Genomic DNA, 18,387 nt, shown 5'->3' with positions numbered 1-18,387 from the left:
ATACCTATGACCAATTATTTTCATCTGAACACCCGCCCGGACGCCGTCCGGGCCATCAGCACTCTGGGCCTGGCCCATCTGGGGGACGGAGTGTTCGAGCTGATGGTGCGCTCCTGGCTGTGCCTGCACGGAAAGGCCACCTCCCGGGGGCTGCATAAGGCCACTGTGGGCTATGTGGCCGCGCCGGCCCAGGCCAGGGCTGCGGAGAAGATTTTGCCGCAGCTCATCGGGGAGGAGGCCGACGTGTTCCGCCGGGGCCGCAACACCAGCCCCCACAGCGTGCCCCAAAACGCCAGCCGGGCGGACTATCAGACCGCCACCGGACTGGAGGCCCTGTTCGGCTGGCTCTGGCTTCAGGGCCGGACGGAACGGCTGAATGAACTGTTCGAGCAGATGATGGAGGAGAACCCATGCCGCTAGACGCCCTTTGCCTGACCGCCGTGGCGGGAGAACTGCGCCGCTCTCTCCTGGGGGGGAAGATCGACAAGATCTATCAGCCTGCCCGGGAGGAACTGCTGCTCTGCATCCGGGGCCGGGGGGAGAACGTGCGCCTGCTGCTCTCGGCCAACCCGGGCCACCCGCGGGCCCACCTGACGACCCGGAACCGGGAGAACCCGGACACGCCGCCCATGTTTTGCATGCTGCTGCGCAAGCACCTGCTGGGCGGGCGCATTCTGGAGCTGAAGCAGCCCCCCATGGAGCGCCTGCTGGACTTCCGTCTGGAGACCATCGACGAGCTGGGGGACCGGGTGGAGCGCCGCCTGGTGCTGGAGGCCCTGGGCCGCAACTCCAATCTGATCCTGCTGGACGGGGAGGGGCGTATCATCGACTGCCTGCGCCGGGTGGACGGCGACATGTCCCGCCAGCGTCAGGTGCTGCCGGGCCTGTTTTACCGCCTGCCCCCCGCGCCGGATAAACTGGACCCCATGGCGCTGGACGGCGAAGGCCTGCGCCGGGCGCTGGACAACCCCACCGGGCGGGAGGCGGACAAGCTGCTGCTGGATACCTTCAACGGCCTGTCGCCCCTGATCGCCCGGGAATTGGCGTTCCGGGCGGGCGGGGATGGGGAGCCCCTGGCGCGGGAGCTGGAAAAGCTGCTGGACGCCGTCCGGCGGGAGGACTTCGCCCCTTATCTCTTGGTGCGGGAAGGGAAGGGGACGGACGTTACGTTTCTGCCCATCCTCCAGTACGGGCCCCAGACCGAGAGCCGCCGGCAGGAAAGCTTTTCGCAGCTTCTGGACGGCTTCTACGAGGAGCGGGAGCAGATGGAGCGGGTGCGCCAGCGGGGGCAGGATCTGGTCAAGTCGGTGACCAGCGCCCGGGACCGGACGGCGCGCAAGCTGGCCAACCAGGAAAAGGAGCTGGAGGCGACCGAAACGCGGGAGCGCCAGCGGGAGCTGGGGGATCTCCTTACCTCCAATCTCCACGCGATGCAAAAGGGGATGAGCACCTTCCGGGCTGTAGATTACTATGACCCGGAGGGGAAGCAGACGGACATCCCCCTGGACCCCCTGCTCACCCCTCAGCAGAATGCCGCCAAATACTATAGGGCGTACAACAAGGCCAAGACCGCCCGGCAGATGCTTGCCCTTCAAATGGAGAAGGGGCGGCGGGAGCTGGAGTATCTGAACAGCGTTCTGGAGAATATCTCCCTGGCGGAGGGGGAGCGGGATCTGCAGGAGATCCGGCAGGAGCTGGCCGAGACCGGCTATCTCCGCCGTCCGGGCAAGGCCAAAGACCGCGGCCGGAAGGTCTCCGGAAAGCCCATGGAGTTTCGCTCCTCCGCCGGTCTGCGGATCTCGGTGGGCAAGAACAACAGCCAAAACGACCGGCTCACCACCAAGCAGGCCTATAAGAGCGACCTCTGGCTGCACACCCAAAAGATCCACGGCTCCCATGTGATCCTCTGGCTGGAGGGGGGCGGGGCCGACGCCCGGAGCCTGACCGAGGCGGCCCAGCTGGCGGCGTATTTTTCCCAGGCCAGGGACGGCAAAAAGGTGCCGGTGGACTATACCCCGGTGAAATATGTGAAAAAGCCGGCGGGAGCCCGGCCCGGCATGGTGGTCTATTCCACCTATCAGACCGCCGTGGTGGACCCGGACCCGGAATTGGCCAAGCGATTGAGGGTGAAATGAGATGGATACCTGTCATATTCTTGTGGTGGAAGACGATGCGGATATCAATAAGCTGCTGTGCCGGATCCTGGAAGGGGCGGGCTACGACTGCCGCCCCGCCTTTTCCGGCAGCGAAGCGATGCTTTGGGCGGAGCGGTACGACTATGACCTGGTGCTGCTGGACCTGATGCTGCCCGGACTGAGCGGGGAGGAGTTCATCGCCCAGCTGCGGCGGAAAAAGACCATGCCCATCCTCGTCCTCTCCGCCAAGGCGGCGCTGGAGGACCGTGTAAACGTGCTCCGGCTGGGCGCCGACGACTTTCTTCCCAAACCCTTTGACAATGCCGAGGTGCTGGCCCGGGTGGAGGCCCAGCTGCGGCGCTACAAGCAGTTCGACCGGGGCGGCGCGGCCGGCGCGGTGCTCACCCATGGGGATCTGGTCCTGGACCGGGAGGGGGTGAGCGTCACCGCGGCGGGAACGCCGGTGCCGCTCACCGCCCGGGAGTTTCATATCCTCACGCTGCTGATGGAACACCCCAAAAAGGTCTTCACCCGGGAGCAGCTCTATGAGCAGGTGTGGGGCGGAGCGTATGTTGGGGACGACAACACCGTCAACGTCCACATCTCCAACCTGCGCGCCAAACTGGCCCGCGCCAGCGAGCGGGAATATATCAAAACGGTCTGGGGCATCGGCTTTAAGCTGGCGGAGGGGCAGGACGAACCTCTTTAAGCTTTCTTCATCTTTGCTTAAAGGCAAATTGTTGCCTTGCGCGTATACTGGCATCACAATCCAAGAGAAAGGCTGATGCCAAATGTCAGAAATTGTGTTGGCGCTGCGGGGACTGACCAAGCGCTACGGGAACCACCTGGCGGTGGACCATGTCGATCTGTCGCTGGAGCAGGGGCAGATCTACGGCCTGGTGGGCCGCAACGGTGCGGGCAAAACCACCATAATCCGTATGATCACAGCCCAGACCATCCCCACCGACGGGGAGATCGAGCTGTTCGGGGCCACCGGGGAGAGGGAGCTGGGCCAGATGCGCCAGCGCACCGGCGTCATGGTGGAGACGCCCAGTTTCTACCCCTACCTGACCGCCCGTGAGAACCTGGAATATTACCGCCTCCAGCGGGGCATCCCCGGCCGGCATGTGACGGAGGAGGCGCTGGAAGATGTGGGGCTGGCCGGTACCGGGAAGAAGAAGTTCAAAAACTTCTCTCTGGGCATGAAGCAGCGCCTGGGGCTGGCGCTGGCGCTGATGAACCGGCCCGACCTGCTGCTGCTGGACGAGCCCATCAACGGTCTGGACCCAGAGGGGATCGTGGAGTTCCGCAACATCCTGCTGGATCTGTGCCGCCAGCGGCAGACCACGATATTGATCTCCAGCCACATCCTGTCCGAACTCTCCAATCTGGCCACCTGTTACGGCTTTATCGACAACGGCCTGATGCTGGAGCAGATCACCGCCAAGGCGCTGGAGACCAAATGCCGGGCGTGCATCGAGCTGCACGTGGACGATGCGGCCAAAGCCTCCCTGGTGCTGGAGCGGGACCTGGAGGTCCGGGACTACGAGGTGCTGCCGGGCAATGTGATCCGGCTGTACGACTGCCTGGACCGGCCGGAGCAGGTCACCCGGGCGCTGGTGGAGGGCGGCGTGTCCCTGGGCGGCGTCGAGGGCCGGGGGGCCAATCTGGAGGACTACTTCCTGTCCATGATCGGGGGTGCCCGTCATGGCTGATTACCTGCGCGCCGAGTGTACCAAGGCCTTCCGCCGCAAGTACCTCTACATTGCCCTGCTGGTTTGCCTGGCCGGGGAAAGCCTGCTGCTGCTGGGCTCCTGGCTCACCTATTCCTGGGGCAACACGAATATCAGTTTCCATTCCACCTCCGTCATGGTAGCTGCCATCCTCAGCTTCGGTCTCTACGCCACCCTGATCACCGGAGATATCGTCTTCTCCGATCAGTACAAGCACAATACCCTGAAAAACGAGGTGTCCTACGGCCTGCCCCGCGGGCGCATCTATCTGGGCAAGCTGCTGGTATCCATGTTGGTGGCGCTGGCGGCCTGTGTGGTGCTGATCGGCTTCTATTTGGGCGGCTGTTGGCTGCTCTTCCCCCATGACGGGAGTGATGGGACGGTCTGGAGCCTGCTGGGCTATTGCCTGGCGGGGGCCTTCCCCCTCTGGCTGGGCGGCCAGGCCCTGGTGATGGCCTGCTATTTCCTGGTACGCAGCAGTACCATGGCCGCCTTCCTGTCGATCGGTATCCTGGTGGTCCTGGCCAGTGTGTTTCAGACGCTGGGGCTGCTGATCAGCCCGGTCTTTGAATGCATCCGGCACTTCCTGCCCGGCGTCATGCTGGATACGCTGGCCAGCATGGCGTTTGACTGGCCTTACGTGGGCCTGTGCTGGATCGTAGGCGCGGTCTGGTGCGTGGGGTCCACCGCCGTGGGACTGGCCATTTTCCGGCGGAAAGAGATCCGGTAGGCCCGGATAGGAGGGAAGACCGTGCTCAACTATATCAAGGCGGAGCTGTGGAAGGTCTTCCGGCGTAAGAGCTGTTACGTTCTGGCGGCGCTGCTGCTGTTCTGCGCGCACCTGTACGGCTGGCTGTTCAGCGGAGGCTACTTTGCCGACCTGGCCGCCGGGGTCTCCCTCACCATGGTCACCGGGATGCCGCTGGCCCCGCTGCTGGCCCATTTGGTAGACGCTGGGAGCCGGGATACCCTGAAAAACGAGCTCTCGTTCGGCCTGAGCCGGGGACGGATCTACTGGGGCAAGCTGGCGGCCGGGCTGCTGCTGGGGCTGCTCCTGGCCCTGATCCTGGTGGGGGGCGTACTGGCCACCGGAAGGCTGCTGCTTCCCCGGGGAGATCCCGGTGCGGCGTGGTCCAATCTGTACCGGGTGGGCGTTTGCCTGCTGGGGGCCGTGCCGCTGTGGTGCGGGATGTTCGCCCTGTGTCACACACTGGCCCTGCTGGTGCGCAGCACGGCGGTATGGATGGCGGGCTACTACGTCGCCTTTTTCATTGGCCAGCCGATCCTGACCGTTCTGGCAGCCGGTTTCTTCGGGGGAAACATGGCGGCTTGGCCGTTTCGCCTGCTTCAGGCGGTTCTCATACCGTGCACGCTGCTGATATCGGGCTTGCCGAGCGGCTGGATCAGCGGGGAGTACCTGCTCTGGTGCTGGGGGGTCGGACTGGGCTGGCTGGCGGTCAGCGCGGGCGCGGGCCTGCTGTTCTTCCGGCGGATGGACCTGCGCTAGCGGGAAAGAAGCGGAAAAGGATCTGTTTTCGCCCGGCGGGCGGGCTGCGCCGTCACGCCGGCGGGCTTTCCAGGCTGCAGAATCGAAATTTGCCGCCGCCGTTCCGATCACAAAATGTTTGCCGGCCATTTTGCGGGAAATCGAGGTGAAAGGTTCGCGCAGCCGTGCCGGCAGCCTCGGCAGTCTTCTGATTCAAAAAAGGCGCGCCCGGGCGTGTCGGCAGAGCGGCAATGCCGCCCGCCGGCCCTCCGGCGCGCCCTTGGTATGGAAAGCGGGGGAATTTGAGATGCGGATCTTGTGCGTGATGCTGGCGCTGGCCTGCGTCATACTGCTGATATGGGTCTGGAGCCAGCGCAGGGCGCTGCATCGGGCGGCCCAACAGCTGCGGGAGGTGGAGCGCACCGATTCCGCCGCCCGTCTGCGTCTGGCCGCGCCCAATCGCGCGGCGGAGGAGCTGCTGGACGCGGTGAATGTACTGCTGGAGCTGCGGCAGGCCGACCGGGCCTCCTTTCGGGAGCGGGAGCGTTCCCTGCGCCGGCAGATCGCCAATGTCTCCCACGACCTGCGTACTCCGCTCACCTCCATTTTGGGCTATCTCCAGCTGCTGGAGGACGAAGCGCTGCCGGCGGCGGAGCGGAGGGAGTACCTGGCGGTGGTGGCCAGCCGCGCCAAAGCCCTCCAGAGCCTGATCACCAGCTTTTACGACCTGTCCCGGCTGGAGAGCGGGGAGTACCCGCTCCGGCGGGAAAAGGTGGACCTGTATACCAGCCTCTCCGGATTGCTGGCGGCCTTTTACAACGACTTTACCGATGCGGGCTTCGATGTAACGGTGGATCTGGCCCAGGGACTGCCCGGCGTGACGGCGGATCCGTCGGGGGTCCTGCGGGTATTCACCAATTTGCTCCGCAATGCCTTGGACCATGGTCAGGGACAGATGGAGGTGCGTCTGTTTCGGGAGGGGGATGCGGTGGTCAGCCTGTTCCGCAACGGTTCCGGCGGCATTACGCAGGATGATATCCCCCATGTGTTCGACCGCTTCTTCACCGCGGACAAAGTGCGCACCGGCCGCAACACCGGCCTGGGACTGGCCATCGTCAAGGCGCTGGCTGACCAGATGGGCTGCGGTCTGGAGGCCGGATTGGACGGGGCGTTCTTTTTCGTGCGCATCCGATGGAAGCTGTGAGCCCGCCCCGCCTGTGGGAAGCGTACGGCAATGGAGAAAAGAGAAGCGATCCCGTTTACCTTATTTGTGCATTTGGAGTACCTTTCGTCGAAATAACAGGGGCAGCTTCATAACCGAAGCTGCCCCTACAAACTGGAAGTTGTTGTAATCATTTATTCGGATACAATCCACTGTACATAAGCCCACTGTAGCTGTGTAGTATCAACTGTGTTCCCGTCAATAGGTGTTCCACACTCTTGATATAAATAGAAATCATCAAAGCTATCTTTTTCTTTCACGGCATACATTTTACACCCTGCTAAGCCTGTGTCATTTGCAGTTTCCTCTGACAAATCGCCAATGTATGTATACTCATCAGGCAAATCTTCAACTGACATATAAGGTGCAACATAGTTTCTGTCAAAGAGCGTAATTGTAGGTGGAAGGTCGCCTGTTTCGCTTGATTTGTTTCCAAACGAACAGCCAGCCAGTGAAAATACAATAATCAATACACTAATCCATATTATCGGCTTTTTCATGCCGTACACCTCCATAAATTCGGATTTGTAACTTTTTGACACCTACATGTATTTTATCATGCAGGCAAACTATTTTCAATAGCTGGTCAATCGCCGGAGATTTTAAGCCGGAGAAAAGAGAAGCGGCGTCCCTTGCGTTTTGGGCAAAAATTTGCTATGATAAAGTATCTTGCAATCACACCTGGAGGGAACCGATATGCTGAACAGTAAGCGCGAGGGCGTCTATTACAAAAACGGCGCCTTTCTCCCGGCCCGGGAAGGCCCCGCCGCCGGGCTGCCCGCACCGGAGGAAGCCAAAAAGGGGACCATGGCCTATGCCATCCTGTCCAAGCACAACACGGCGCGGGGCATGGAAGAGCTGGCGATCCGATTTGACGCCATGGCCTCCCACGACATTACCTATGTGGGCATCATCCAGACGGCCCGTGCCTCCGGCATGACGGAATTCCCAGTGCCCTATGTGCTGACCAACTGTCACAATTCTCTGTGCGCCGTGGGCGGTACCATCAACGAGGACGATCACGTCTTCGGCCTGTCCGCCGCCAAGAAGTACGGCGGCGAGTTCGTCCCCGCCCACCAGAGCGTGATCCACTCCTATATGCGGGAACGCTACGCCGCCCCCGGCAAAATGATCCTGGGATCCGATTCCCACACCCGTTACGGCGCTTACGGGACGATGGCCATCGGCGAGGGCGGGCCCGAGCTGGCCCGGCAGCTGCTGAAAAAAACCTATAACATCGCCTATCCGAAGGTGATCGCCATCTACCTCACCGGGGCGCCCCGGCCCGGTGTGGGCCCGCAGGACGTGGCGCTGGCGCTGGTGAAGGCCACCTTCCAGCAGGGCGTGGTGAAGAACGCCGTCATGGAGTTCTTTGGACCGGGCGTAAAGAGCCTGTCCATGGATTACCGCTCCGGGATCGACGTGATGACCACCGAGACCACCTGCCTGTCCTCCGTGTGGGAGACCGACGACACCCTCAGGGACCATCTGACCGTACTGGGCCGCGGGGACGCGTACCAGCGTCAGGCGCCGGCCGAGGGCGCGTACTATGACGGAGTCATCGAGGTGGCGCTGGACCGGATCGAGCCCATGATCGCTCTGCCGTTCCACCCCTCCAACGCATACACCATCCGGGAGTTCAAAGCCAATCTGGACGAGCTGCTCCATCAGGTGGACGAGGATGCCGTGCGGCAGCTGGGCCTCAAGCACAGGCCGGCCTCTCTGCGGGAGAAGATCGTGGACGGCAAATTCCGGGTGGATCAGGGCGTCATCGCCGGCTGCTCCGGCGGCACGTACCAGAATATCGTCCGGGCGGCCCAGATCCTGGACGGCCACGCCATCGGCTCGGATGAGTTCTGGCTGTCCGTCTACCCCACCAGCCAGCCGGTGAACCTGGAGCTGACCCGCAAGGGGTATATCGCCTCCCTTATGGCCGCCGGCGCGTCCATCCGGTCCTGTTTCTGCGGCCCCTGCTTCGGCGCGGGGGACGTGCCCGCCAACGGGGCCTTCTCCATCCGGCACTCCACCCGGAATTTCCCCAACCGGGAGGGGAGCAAGCCCTCCGATGGACAGGTGTCCTATGTGGCGCTGATGGACGCGCGAAGCATTGCCGCCACCGCACGGAACGGCGGCGTGCTCACCGGCGCGGACGAGCTGCCCGAGATCCCGGCGGACCCGGCGGTGGAGCCCTTCGCCTATGACGACACGCCCTACAAGGCACGGGTCTATTTCGGCGTGGGCAAACCCGATCCGGCGCAGGAGCTGGTGTTCGGCCCCAACATCGCCGACTGGCCGGAGCAGGTGGCCCTGCCGGAAAACCTGCTGCTGACCGTGTGCTCGGCCATCTACGATCCGGTCACCACCACCGATGAGCTCATCCCCTCCGGGGAGACCTCTTCTTACCGCTCCAACCCCATCAAGCTCTCCGAGTTTGCCCTGAGCCGCAAGGATCCCCAGTATGTGCCCCGGGCCAAACAGGTGCTGGCGGTGGAGCGCCTGCGCCGCGCCGACCCCGCCGCCCCTGAGGTCCGGCAGGCCCTGATGGGCCACGACCCCGCCGCCACTGGACTGGGCTCCCTGGTCATGGCCCTCAAGCCCGGCGACGGCTCCGCCCGGGAGCAGGCCGCCTCCTGCCAGCGGGTGCTGGGCGGCGCGGCCAACCTGGCCGCCGAGTATGCCACCAAGCGTTACCGCTCCAACGTGGTCAACTGGGGCATGCTGCCCTTCATCGCCGAAGGTGTGAAGGACTGGGATATCCAGCCCGGCGACAAGCTGTATATCCCCAGTGTCCGGGCCGCCGTGGACGGCGGGGCGGAGGAGATCGACGCTACCCTGATCCAGCACGGAGCGGAAAAGCACGTCACCCTCAAGCTCCCCGGCATGACCCGCGAGGAGCGGGATATCGTTTTGGCCGGCTGCCTGATCAACTACTACGCCAAGTAAAGCCTTCCGTTCGGAAAGGAGGCCCCTATGAAGCGTATCCAGCGTCTCCTCCTCTGCGTCCTGCTCTGCCTGGCGGTGTTGCCGGTCAGCGCCTCCGCCGACACGGGCCCCAAGCCTGCGGTGACCATCACCGTGGTCAACGCCCCGGCGGGGGACTACTACCTGGATCTGCTGATCCAAGACCCGGGGGACTATCCCAACATCGACCCCGAGGACTACGACCCCACCCTGCTGGACGGTCTGCGGAGCTGGGAGGGGGAGGGGTGGTGGCCCGCCCTGCTGGAGGGCACGGATGTACCTCTCTTCGGTGACCTGACGCCGGGGGAGGACGGCACCCACCGCTTCACCTACCACGGCCTGCCCAGGACCTTCCGCATCGCCGTCTCATCCGCCCAGGGGGCCCAGGCCACGGAGAGCTCCTTCACCCGTACGGTGTTCTATACCCACCTGACCTACAACTGGGCCACCAACACCATCACGAAGGCCACCTCCACGGTGGGCTTCTACCTGACCCAGTTCCTCTCCACCCTCATTCCCACCCTGCTGGTGGAGGGGGCGCTGCTGTGGCTGTTCGGCTTCCGCAGCCGGCAGGACTGGCTGGTGTTCGCTCTGGTCAACCTAGCCACCCAGCTGGGGCTCCATGCGGCGCTGGGCTCCACCATGATGGCCACGGGGGGACACTACTTCTACTATCTGATGATACTCCCCTTGGAGGCGATCGTCCTCGTGGTGGAGATCGTGGCCTACCGCATCCTCCTCCAGGAGCACAGCACGGGCCGGCGGGTGGGATATGCCGTGTGCGCCAATGCGGCCAGCTATGCTGTGGGTTACCTGCCTCTCCACTTGGCCGTGTCCTTTTTGGCCCGGTAGGCCAAGAATCATTTTACAGGACGCGGAAAACGCGGTATAATAGGGTATGCCGGGCCATGCGGCCCGGCATACCGTCTTTTTGGAATAGGAGAACTCTATGAAAAAGATCCTTGGGCCGCTCCTGGCCCTGACGCTGCTCCTCTCCGCCTGCGGCGCGCCCGCCGCGCCGGAGCAGGACGATACCCTCCATGTGCTGGCCACCACCTACCCGGTCTACCTCTTCACCACGGCGGTGACCGAGGGGGTGGAGGGGGTGGAGGTGAGTCTGCTGGTCAACCAGCAGACCTCCTGCCTGCACGACTATACCCTTACCGTCGGCGACATGAAGGCCATCGAGAGGGCCGACGTGATCGTCAGGAACGGCGCGGGGCTGGAGGACTTCATGGATGACGCCCTGGCCGCCTCGGACGCGCCCGTGATCGACTGCTCGGCGGGCGTCGAGCTGCTGCCCGCCCAGGGTCACGAAGGCCATGACCACGATACCGAGTACGATCCCCACATCTGGATGGATCCCAGCTATGTCCAGGGGATGCTCAGCGCCATCTCTATGGGGCTGGGGGAGCTGGTCTACGGCGACGACTGGGCCTCTCACGGAGAATTCCATACCGGACAGTTGGCGGCAAAGGACATGTTGGAGCAGGCCAGACAGCGCTGGCAGGAGCAGATGGAGCCCCTGCAGGGAAATGGCCTGATCACCTTCCACGACGGTTTCCGGTACTTTGCCCAGGCCTTCGGCCTGGATCTGCTCAAGGCCATCGAGGAGGAGGAGGGCAGCGAGGCCTCCGCCGCTGAGATCAAGGAGATCGTCTCCCTCGTGGAGGAGTACGATATCCCCGCGATCTTTACGGAGGTCAACGGCTCCGACGCCACCGCTCAGGCCATCGCCCGGGAGACCGGCTGTGAGGTGTATGCGCTGGACATGATCATGAGCGGCGACGGCACGGGCATGCAGCCCTATCTCGACGCCATGCAGAAGAACCTTGACACCATCGTGGAGGCATTGGGATGAGCGTACGCAAGCACGAAAACGCGGGAAGCGGCTGCGCGGGCGCCTGCTGCCTGAAGGTGGAGGGGCTGGGTGTGCACTTCGGCGGGGAAGAAGTGCTCCAAAACGTGTCCTTTCACCTTCACTGCGGGGAGATCGTGGCCCTGATCGGCCCCAACGGGGCGGGGAAGAGTTCCCTGTTCCGCACCATTCTGGGACAGGTGCCCCACAGCGGGAGCATCGTGTTCCAGCGCGCGGGGGGCGGCAGGGCGCGGCCCCTGATCGGGTATGTGCCCCAGTCCCCCAGCTTCGACCGGGGGGACCCGGTGAGCGTCCTGGACTTTTTCTCCGCCGCCATTTCGGACTGGCCGGTCTTTCTGCCCACGCCCAGACGCCTGCGCGCACGGGTGCTGGAGTGCCTTGCGCGGGTACATGGGGACAGCCTGATCGACAAACGCCTGGGCGCGCTCTCCGGCGGCGAGCTGCAGCGGGTGCTGCTGGCCCTGGCGCTGGAGCCCCTGCCCCATATCCTCATTTTGGACGAGCCGCTCTCCGGGGTGGACATCGATGGGGAGCGCCAACTGCTGGATATGCTGGACGAGATCCGCAGCCAGTACGACCTGTCCATCCTGCTGTCCACCCACGACTTTGCCACGCTGGATCAGTATGCCGACCAGGTGATCCTGCTGAAAAATTCCGTGCTGCGGGTGGGGCCGCCGGAGCAGGTCCTCTCCTCGCCGGAATTCCGCGCCGTGTTCCACCTGGACCTGGGGAAGGGGGGGACGCGCTGATGGGCGTCTGGAACGTTTTGATGGACCTGCTGCCCTTTGAGTGGGCCGACCACGGCTTTATGCGCTCGGCCCTGCTGGCGGTGCTGGTCATCTCGCCCCTGTTCGGCCTGCTCTCCACCATGGTGGTGGAAAGCCGCATGTCCTTCTTTTCCGATGCGCTGGGGCATTCGGCCTTTACCGGCATCGCCGTGGGCGTGCTGTGCGGCCTGAGCGACCCCATGTGGTGCGCGGTCCTGCTGGCGCTGGTCTTTGCCGTGCTGTTCACCTATGTCCGGCGCAAGTCCAATATGGCCAGCGATACGGTCATCGGCGTCTTTTCTTCCACAGCCGTGGCTTTGGGCATCTTTATCGCGACGCTCAATGGAGGCAGCTTTACGAGATTCAACAGCATTCTCATCGGCGATATCCTCAGCGTGGAGGCGGGGAAGATCGCCCTTCTGGCCGTCATCCTGGCTGTGGTCGTGGTGCTGTGGGTATGCTCCTTCAACCAGCTGATGCTCGCCTCGGTGCACCCCGCCCTGGCGGACAGCCGCGGGATCAAGGTCTTCTGGCAGGAGGCGGTCTTTTCCGCCGCCATCGCCGTGGTGGTCACGGTGGCCATGACCTGGGTGGGACTGCTGGTCATTAACGCTCTGCTGGTGCTCCCAGCGGCGGCGGGGCGCAATCTGGCGAAGAATATGCGGCAGTACCACCTGTTTTCCCTCCTAGGAGCCGTTGCGGCGGGAATCGCGGGACTGATGACCTCCTATTATATCGGCGCCTCCGCCGGGGCCTCCATCACCTTGTATCTGGCGGCCTTCTTCGCCGTGACCTTCCTGTTCCGGAAGCGGCGGATGTAAGACGTGATGTCTCGGGCCGCAGCGTGAGGACCTGCGCCGGCCCGGGAGCCCGGCGTACCGGAAAAAGGGGGCCTGAGGTTGTTGCGCCGCCTGCCTGCACCCGCAGGCGCGTTTCGCAGCGCAGCCGCCGCAGGGCGCCTCCCGGCGCGGAGGTGACGGCGAAGCTCCGCGAGGCGCTCCTGCAGGAGGCGTTTTCGACAAGCGGAACGGCCGGACAGCATTTGCTGTCCGGCCGTTTTTGGGATTGGCGTGTGTTATTTTGTACCGAAAATGCGGTCGCCCGCGTCGCCCAGGCCGGGCACGATGTAGCCGTGGTCGTTGAGCTTTTCATCCAGAGCGGCGCAGTAAATCTCCACGTCGGGATGATCGTGGCGCACCCGCTCGATGCCCTCGGGGGCGGCGATGATGTTCATCAGCTTGATGTGCTTGACCTCGTAGTTTTTGATGAACTGGATGGCCGCGGAGGCGGAGCCGCCGGTGGCCAGCATGGGGTCCAGGATGATCACGTCGCGCTCGGCGATATCGGTGGGCATCTTGCAGTAGTATTCCACCGGTTCCAGGGTCTCCGGGTCCCGGTAAAGGCCGATGTGGCCCACCTTGGCGGAGGGGATGAGGGTGAGGATGCCGTCCACCATGCCCAGACCGGCCCGCAGCACCGGAACAATGGCCAGCTTTTTGCCGGCGATGCTCTTGAAGGTAGCGGTGGTGATGGGCGTCTTGATCTCCACGTCCTCCAGCGGCAGGTCGCGGGTGGCCTCATAGCACATCAGGGTGGCGATCTCGGAGACGACCTCGCGGAAGTCCTTGACGCCGGTGTTCTCATCTCGCAGGATGGAGAGCTTGTGCTGGAGCAGCGGGTGATCCAGAATGTGTACCTTTTCCATGTTCATGGCGCTATTCCCCTTTGTTTTGTTCTTTTGCCAGCCGCTCCCGTTCGGCCTGGGAGAGCCGGTGATAGTCCGGTGAGAGGCTCGCCGCGTCGGTGAGCCGCCCCGTCCTGACCTGCTCCAGCGCACAGCGGGCAACGCCCCAGGCGCTCTGGAAACGCAGATGCGGCGGCGCCAGGCGGACGTCCAGCCCCGATTCCTTGAGGGTAGTATAGCATAAAACCGCGCCGTCTCCAACCAAAATTTGCGGTTTTCCGCTGGTTTTTAATTCTTCGGCCAGTTCGGCCAGGGCGACGGCACGGTCGGGACACAGGCGGAGGAGGCCGTCGCCGGTGGAGCGAAAGCGGGCGTTATAGACCTGATTGCGCCGGGCGTCCATCACGGCGCAGAGCTCCATGCCGGTGTGAGCCAGGCACCAGGCCATGGATTCCAGTGTGGAGCAGGCCGCACAGGGCTTTTCGTCGGGCCAGGCCAGACCCTTTGCTGCGGATACGCCGATCCGAAGCCCCGTAAAGGAGCCGGGGCCGGCCGCTACCGCCACTACGTCCACCTCCGCCAGGGTATGGCCGCAGTGCTCCAGCATGGACTGTACCATGGGCATCAGGGTGCGGGAGTGGGTCAGGCCGCTGTTTTGGAAGGATTGCGCCAGCAAAAATTCGTCCTCGCACAAGGCCGCGGAGCAGGCCGCGGCAGAGGACTCCAGAGCCAGTATCTTCATATTCCATCCACCCCCTGGATCGTGATCACACGCTGTCCGTCTTCCGCGCCCCGGCGCAGGTCTACCCGGACGGTGTCTCTCTCCAGCGCGCCGGCGGCGTTTTCGCTCCACTCCACCGCACACACGCCCCCCCGGCGGAGATAGTCCTCCCAGCCGATCTCAAACAGCTCGTCGGAGGAGGCGAGACGGTACAGATCGAAGTGGAAGAGAGGCAGGCGGCCGCCCTCATACTCGTTGACGATGGTAAAGGTGGGGCTGGTCACCCGCCCGGCCACACCAAGGCCCTGGGCCATCCCGCGTACAAAGGCGGTCTTGCCCGCCCCCAGGTCCCCGGTAAAGGCCACCACTGCGCCCGGCCAAAGCAGTTTGGCCAAAGCCGCGCCGAGCGCCTCGGTTTCCCCGGGGGAATTGGATCGATATTCCATGGAACACCTCAAATGTGAAATTTAACTTAAATATTGTACCACACCCGTTTACCAAATGCAAAAAAGATGATAAACTAAATCCGCTTTCCGATCCAAAGCCGGAAGCGCTGATCCCGGTACAGCCCCAACGCGCAGTCCGCAGTCCAGAGAAAAGGGAGGTGAGAGCGGTTGTCCTGGTTTTCTGATTCCATCCGTGCATTTTTCCGCAAAGGAGACCTGCTGCTGCTCTGCCTGTGTATCCTCGCCAGCGGATACGGCCTGGTCCTGATTTACAGCGCCACCCGCTACCTGGAGTTCAACCGCAACCGCAACATGATCGTCCAGACTGCGGCCATCCTCCTGGGTATCCTGGTCTACGTGGTCATGTCGTCGGTGGATATTGAGCTTTTTACGGAAAAATCCTGGAAGCTGATGCTCCTGTTCAACGCCGCCATCAACGTGCTGGTCCGCACGCCGCTGGGGGTGGAGGTGGGCGGCAACCGCAGCTGGGTCCACATCCCCGGCTTTCCGGTGAATCTCCAGCCTGCGGAGCTTGCCAAGCTCACCTTTGTTCTTCTGCTGGCCTGGCAGATGACCCGCCTGGGCGAACGGGGAATCAGCCGCCCCTGGTCTGTGTTCCAGCTGGCGGGGCACACCCTGTTCATGTTCGCCCTCATTGCCGTTACCTCCGGGGATTTTGGCATGGGCCTGACGTATCTGTTGATTTTCGTTATCATGGCCTGGGCGGGCGGGGTGAAAAAGCGCTGGTTTCTGCTGGCTGTGATCCTGGGTGTGATCGCGGTGGCGGTGATCTGGCCCCACATCAGCGACAAATATTTTGCCAAGCGCATCCTGGTGGTGGTAGACCGCCTGCGGGGCAATACGGAGACTCTCTGGGAGCAGACCCAGGGCGCGGGCTGGCAGCAGTATCGCAGCATTCTGGCCATCGGCAGCGGAGGGCTTACCGGCCTGGGTTATCTCCAGGGGATCCAGACCCAGAGCGTCTACGAGAGCTCCCTGCCCGCCCGTGAGACCGATGAGATCTTCGCGGTCTGCGGCGAGGAGTTTGGCCTGGCCGGCTGCCTGCTGCTGCTTTTGATCCTGGCGGCCATCATCCTGCGCTGCATCTGGGTGGCCCGGAGGGCCTGTTCCCCCCAATCGGCACTGATCGCCATGGGCTATGCGGGCATGCTGATGGTACAGGTCGGCGTCAATGTGGGCATGTGCCTGTATGTGTTCCCGGTCGTAGGGCTGACCTTGCCGTTCATCAGCTATGGAGGCTCCTCCATCGTTACCATGTACGCCGCCATGGGCGTGGTTTCCAGCATCAAGATGCGCAGCCTGCCCAGCTGGCTGCGGGACCGCAGCAGGATTTGACGCGACCGGGGCGCACGGAGATCCTCCGTGCGCCCCGGCTGCATATTCTCCTTTCTTTGGCAAAGACTATGACTACAGTCTCTACCAAATAAGGAGGTCATTCCCTTGAAACACCGTGTTCTTCTGCGCCGTGCGCTCCCCGCGGCGGCACTGGCGGCCGTCCTGCTCTCCGCGTCGCTTCCCGCATCCGCGCTTCTCTTTCGCAATGAGGAGGCGGCTCCTACCGTAGCCGCTTTCTCCAAAAACGGCCCTGTTACCGGCGCCATCTCCTTCACACAAGCGGATTTTCGTGTGGAGGACGGTAAGACCACGCTGGACTCCATCGTCATCAGCTCGCTGCCCGACCCGGCGGCCGGCGCCCTCACACTGGGCGGACAGGCGGTGGGCATAGGCGACGTGGTGACGATGAACGCCGTGGACGGACTGCGCTTTACGCCCCTGGCCGCAGCCACAGTCTCCTCCGCCGCATTCTCTTTTGTCCCGATCTTTTCCGACGGCCGGCAGGGGAGCGGCGTGAGTGTGGGTCTCTATCTGCTTGCAGCGGAAAACAGCGCGCCGATTGCAGAAAATCTGGAATTGAGCACCTATAAAAATGTAGCGATTACCGCACAGTTTGCCGCCGTAGACCCGGAAGGGGATCTGCTGACGTTCCACATCGTCGGCAAACCTGCCCGAGGCGCCGTGACCCTATCGGAGGATGGGAGCGGCGAGTTTGTCTACACGCCCTACGAAAACAAGACGGGAAAGGACAGCTTCACGTATGTGGCGGTGGATACCGTGGGCAACTCCTCCGATCCCGCCACGGTCAAGATCCGGATCGCGAAGGCCGATACGAAGGTCACCTACGCGGATCTCTCGGGCCATCCCGCGCACAAAGCCGCTATCCGCCTGGCGGAGGAGGGGATTTTTGTGGGCGAGCGTATGGGCGCGCAGTATTTCTTCCAGCCGGACACGCCGGTCACCCGGAGCCAGTTCGTGGCTATGGCCATGGAGTGCGCCGGAGCGAAAGTACTGGAGGGGGTGGAGCGTACCGGCTTTTATGACGATGACGCCATCCCGACCTGGGCCAAGGGCTATGTATCCTCCGCTTTAAAATCCGGACTGGTTCAGGGGAGCCGGGATGCGCAGGGACGGGTGGTCTTCAACGCCGGAGACGGCATCACCCCTGCCGAGGCCGCGGTCCTGCTGGATCGGGCTCTCCAGGTCACCGATGTGAGCGCGCCTACGATGGATACGGATGCCGTTCCGACCTGGGCCAGCCAGTCGGCGGCAAATTTGGCCACCTGCGGCGTGCTTCCGGTGAATGGAAGCAGCGCACAGGCCCTGTCGGAAGTCCTGACCCGCGGCGAGGCTGCACAAATGCTGTGTGCCGCGCTGGAACTGATGGATAATCGGGACAACGGCGGCTGGCTTCAGTGGTGAAGACGTTCCCAATGGGGAGTGCGGCAGGGTCGCGCTCCCCATTTTTAAAAATTGCGGGAAGAAATCGTGAAATTGTGTTGACAAACCTACGGGGATTTGCTAAAATAATATGCGTTCGGTCGAGAAAACGGTGTGCGCCGAACGTCATCTGGGGGTATAGCTCAGCTGGGAGAGCGCTTGAATGGCATTCAAGAGGTCAGCGGTTCGATCCCGCTTATCTCCACCAATTACAACTGAATATCGTATCTGGGGGTATAGCTCAGCTGGGAGCCCGGTTGAAGCGGTTACACACCCCTCAGAAGAATTGAATAAGAAATACTCAGCACACCCTTTTATTTGGGGGTATAGCTCAGCTGGGAGCCCGGTTGAAGCGGTAAACAACCCCCGCACTAATTGAATAAGAAATTACTCAGCGCACCCCTTACATGGGGGTATAGCTCAGCTGGGAGCGCGGTACAAGCGTGTAACAGCACCCCTCAACAAAACTAAATAAACGTTCTTTCCCACATCTGGGGGTATAGCTCAGCTGGGAGCCCGGTTGAAGCGGTTACACACCCCTCACAAAACTTAATAAA

Annotated in this window: 18 protein-coding genes and 1 tRNA gene; 15 read left to right on the top strand and 4 right to left on the bottom strand. The window is 62.9% G+C overall.

From position 1 onward, the window contains the following. Nucleotides 1–6: 6 nt before the first annotated feature. The 7 genes from MR825_RS00220 (at nucleotide 7) to MR825_RS00190 (ending at nucleotide 6,558) form a co-directional block, all read left to right on the top strand. Nucleotides 7–420, top strand: a complete 414-nt coding sequence (locus tag MR825_RS00220; RefSeq protein ID WP_186906082.1) for a Mini-ribonuclease 3 — start codon at nucleotides 7–9, stop codon at nucleotides 418–420. Next, nucleotides 411–2,135: an Rqc2 family fibronectin-binding protein gene (locus MR825_RS00215; RefSeq protein ID WP_186906081.1), complete on the top strand. Its 1,725-nt coding sequence runs from the start codon at nucleotides 411–413 to the stop codon at nucleotides 2,133–2,135. The genes MR825_RS00220 and MR825_RS00215 overlap by 10 nt, the downstream gene beginning before the upstream one ends. Nucleotide 2,136: 1 nt before the next feature. Beyond that, nucleotides 2,137–2,844 carry a response regulator transcription factor gene (locus tag MR825_RS00210; RefSeq protein ID WP_186906080.1) on the top strand — a complete coding sequence of 236 codons (708 nt, stop codon included), beginning with the start codon at nucleotides 2,137–2,139 and terminating at the stop codon, nucleotides 2,842–2,844. Between the two features lie 82 nt (nucleotides 2,845–2,926). Further along, nucleotides 2,927–3,850 (top strand): ABC transporter ATP-binding protein, encoded by a 924-nt coding sequence (locus MR825_RS00205; protein WP_186906079.1) that lies wholly within the window; start codon nucleotides 2,927–2,929, stop codon nucleotides 3,848–3,850. Continuing rightward, nucleotides 3,843–4,598: an ABC transporter permease gene (locus tag MR825_RS00200; protein WP_287877908.1), complete on the top strand. Its 756-nt coding sequence runs from the start codon at nucleotides 3,843–3,845 to the stop codon at nucleotides 4,596–4,598. The genes MR825_RS00205 and MR825_RS00200 overlap by 8 nt, the downstream gene beginning before the upstream one ends. Nucleotides 4,599–4,619: 21 nt before the next feature. Then, nucleotides 4,620–5,375 (top strand): ABC transporter permease subunit, encoded by a 756-nt coding sequence (locus MR825_RS00195; protein WP_256174578.1) that lies wholly within the window; start codon nucleotides 4,620–4,622, stop codon nucleotides 5,373–5,375. A gap of 286 nt (nucleotides 5,376–5,661) precedes the next feature. Continuing rightward, on the top strand, nucleotides 5,662–6,558 hold the full coding sequence (locus MR825_RS00190; protein ID WP_287877905.1) for a sensor histidine kinase: 897 nt from the start codon (nucleotides 5,662–5,664) through the stop codon (nucleotides 6,556–6,558). 152 nt (nucleotides 6,559–6,710) lie between these two features. On the opposite strand, the gene MR825_RS00185 is transcribed toward MR825_RS00190, so the two are convergent. Next, nucleotides 6,711–7,076, bottom strand: coding sequence for a hypothetical protein (locus MR825_RS00185; RefSeq protein ID WP_287877902.1), 366 nt, complete (start codon nucleotides 7,074–7,076; stop codon nucleotides 6,711–6,713). Between the two features lie 196 nt (nucleotides 7,077–7,272). On the opposite strand from MR825_RS00185, the gene MR825_RS00180 reads away from it, so the two are divergent. The 5 genes from MR825_RS00180 (at nucleotide 7,273) to MR825_RS00160 (ending at nucleotide 13,004) form a co-directional block, all read left to right on the top strand. Then, on the top strand, nucleotides 7,273–9,519 hold the full coding sequence (locus MR825_RS00180) for a hydratase (RefSeq protein WP_186908255.1): 2,247 nt from the start codon (nucleotides 7,273–7,275) through the stop codon (nucleotides 9,517–9,519). A gap of 27 nt (nucleotides 9,520–9,546) precedes the next feature. Next, nucleotides 9,547–10,389 carry a hypothetical protein gene (locus MR825_RS00175; RefSeq protein ID WP_186908256.1) on the top strand — a complete coding sequence of 281 codons (843 nt, stop codon included), beginning with the start codon at nucleotides 9,547–9,549 and terminating at the stop codon, nucleotides 10,387–10,389. A 97-nt stretch (nucleotides 10,390–10,486) separates the two neighbouring features. After that, complete coding sequence (locus MR825_RS00170; RefSeq protein ID WP_256174582.1) at nucleotides 10,487–11,398, top strand: metal ABC transporter substrate-binding protein; 912 nt, start codon at nucleotides 10,487–10,489, stop codon at nucleotides 11,396–11,398. Continuing rightward, nucleotides 11,395–12,165: a metal ABC transporter ATP-binding protein gene (locus MR825_RS00165; protein ID WP_186908258.1), complete on the top strand. Its 771-nt coding sequence runs from the start codon at nucleotides 11,395–11,397 to the stop codon at nucleotides 12,163–12,165. Before MR825_RS00170 ends, MR825_RS00165 begins: the two co-directional genes overlap by 4 nt. Next, on the top strand, nucleotides 12,165–13,004 hold the full coding sequence (locus MR825_RS00160; RefSeq protein WP_186908259.1) for a metal ABC transporter permease: 840 nt from the start codon (nucleotides 12,165–12,167) through the stop codon (nucleotides 13,002–13,004). Before MR825_RS00165 ends, MR825_RS00160 begins: the two co-directional genes overlap by 1 nt. A 254-nt stretch (nucleotides 13,005–13,258) precedes the next feature. Here the strand turns inward: MR825_RS00160 and upp are convergent, their stop codons facing one another. Genes upp through tsaE form a run of 3 tightly spaced genes read right to left on the bottom strand, consistent with a single transcriptional unit; the run spans nucleotide 13,259 to nucleotide 15,034 of the window. Continuing rightward, complete coding sequence (gene upp / locus MR825_RS00155) at nucleotides 13,259–13,888, bottom strand: uracil phosphoribosyltransferase (RefSeq protein ID WP_186908290.1); 630 nt, start codon at nucleotides 13,886–13,888, stop codon at nucleotides 13,259–13,261. A gap of 10 nt (nucleotides 13,889–13,898) precedes the next feature. Beyond that, a complete protein-coding gene (gene tsaB / locus MR825_RS00150; RefSeq protein ID WP_186908260.1) occupies nucleotides 13,899–14,609 on the bottom strand; it encodes a tRNA (adenosine(37)-N6)-threonylcarbamoyltransferase complex dimerization subunit type 1 TsaB in 711 nt (236 codons plus the stop codon). Continuing rightward, nucleotides 14,606–15,034: a tRNA (adenosine(37)-N6)-threonylcarbamoyltransferase complex ATPase subunit type 1 TsaE gene (gene tsaE, locus MR825_RS00145; RefSeq protein ID WP_186908261.1), complete on the bottom strand. Its 429-nt coding sequence runs from the start codon at nucleotides 15,032–15,034 to the stop codon at nucleotides 14,606–14,608. The genes tsaB and tsaE overlap by 4 nt, the downstream gene beginning before the upstream one ends. A gap of 168 nt (nucleotides 15,035–15,202) precedes the next feature. On the opposite strand from tsaE, the gene MR825_RS00140 reads away from it, so the two are divergent. From MR825_RS00140 to MR825_RS00130, 3 genes are all read left to right on the top strand, one after another. Then, a complete protein-coding gene (locus MR825_RS00140; RefSeq protein WP_186908262.1) occupies nucleotides 15,203–16,390 on the top strand; it encodes an FtsW/RodA/SpoVE family cell cycle protein in 1,188 nt (395 codons plus the stop codon). A gap of 105 nt (nucleotides 16,391–16,495) precedes the next feature. Beyond that, nucleotides 16,496–17,812, top strand: coding sequence for an Ig-like domain-containing protein (locus tag MR825_RS00135; RefSeq protein WP_287877887.1), 1,317 nt, complete (start codon nucleotides 16,496–16,498; stop codon nucleotides 17,810–17,812). Nucleotides 17,813–17,962: 150 nt separating this feature from the next. Next, nucleotides 17,963–18,038: transfer RNA gene (locus MR825_RS00130), tRNA-Ala, on the top strand. Nucleotides 18,039–18,387 lie beyond the last annotated feature (349 nt).

It is taken from the genome of Lawsonibacter sp., assembly GCF_022777125.1.
GTDB classification, from domain to species: Bacteria; Bacillota; Clostridia; order Oscillospirales; family Oscillospiraceae; genus Lawsonibacter_A; species Lawsonibacter_A hominis.
The sequence above is the reverse complement of the archived record's forward strand: the minus strand, read 5'-3'. Positions and strand labels throughout refer to the sequence as shown.

Excerpts from the sequence above, each read along its gene's own strand:
- MR825_RS00185 (WP_287877902.1), bottom strand. The coding sequence starts at position 7,076 with ATGAAAAAGCCGATAATATGGATTAGTGTATTGATTATTGTATTTTCA.
- MR825_RS00165 (WP_186908258.1), top strand. The coding sequence starts at position 11,395 with ATGAGCGTACGCAAGCACGAAAACGCGGGAAGCGGCTGCGCGGGCGCC.
- tsaB (WP_186908260.1), bottom strand. The coding sequence starts at position 14,609 with ATGAAGATACTGGCTCTGGAGTCCTCTGCCGCGGCCTGCTCCGCGGCC.
- tsaE (WP_186908261.1), bottom strand. The coding sequence starts at position 15,034 with ATGGAATATCGATCCAATTCCCCCGGGGAAACCGAGGCGCTCGGCGCG.
- MR825_RS00175 (WP_186908256.1), top strand. The coding sequence starts at position 9,547 with ATGAAGCGTATCCAGCGTCTCCTCCTCTGCGTCCTGCTCTGCCTGGCG.
- upp (WP_186908290.1), bottom strand. The coding sequence starts at position 13,888 with ATGGAAAAGGTACACATTCTGGATCACCCGCTGCTCCAGCACAAGCTC.
- MR825_RS00210 (WP_186906080.1), top strand. The coding sequence starts at position 2,137 with ATGGATACCTGTCATATTCTTGTGGTGGAAGACGATGCGGATATCAAT.
- MR825_RS00200 (WP_287877908.1), top strand. The coding sequence starts at position 3,843 with ATGGCTGATTACCTGCGCGCCGAGTGTACCAAGGCCTTCCGCCGCAAG.
- MR825_RS00180 (WP_186908255.1), top strand. The coding sequence starts at position 7,273 with ATGCTGAACAGTAAGCGCGAGGGCGTCTATTACAAAAACGGCGCCTTT.
- MR825_RS00160 (WP_186908259.1), top strand. The coding sequence starts at position 12,165 with ATGGGCGTCTGGAACGTTTTGATGGACCTGCTGCCCTTTGAGTGGGCC.
- MR825_RS00170 (WP_256174582.1), top strand. The coding sequence starts at position 10,487 with ATGAAAAAGATCCTTGGGCCGCTCCTGGCCCTGACGCTGCTCCTCTCC.
- MR825_RS00190 (WP_287877905.1), top strand. The coding sequence starts at position 5,662 with ATGCGGATCTTGTGCGTGATGCTGGCGCTGGCCTGCGTCATACTGCTG.
- MR825_RS00215 (WP_186906081.1), top strand. The coding sequence starts at position 411 with ATGCCGCTAGACGCCCTTTGCCTGACCGCCGTGGCGGGAGAACTGCGC.
- MR825_RS00220 (WP_186906082.1), top strand. The coding sequence starts at position 7 with ATGACCAATTATTTTCATCTGAACACCCGCCCGGACGCCGTCCGGGCC.
- MR825_RS00205 (WP_186906079.1), top strand. The coding sequence starts at position 2,927 with ATGTCAGAAATTGTGTTGGCGCTGCGGGGACTGACCAAGCGCTACGGG.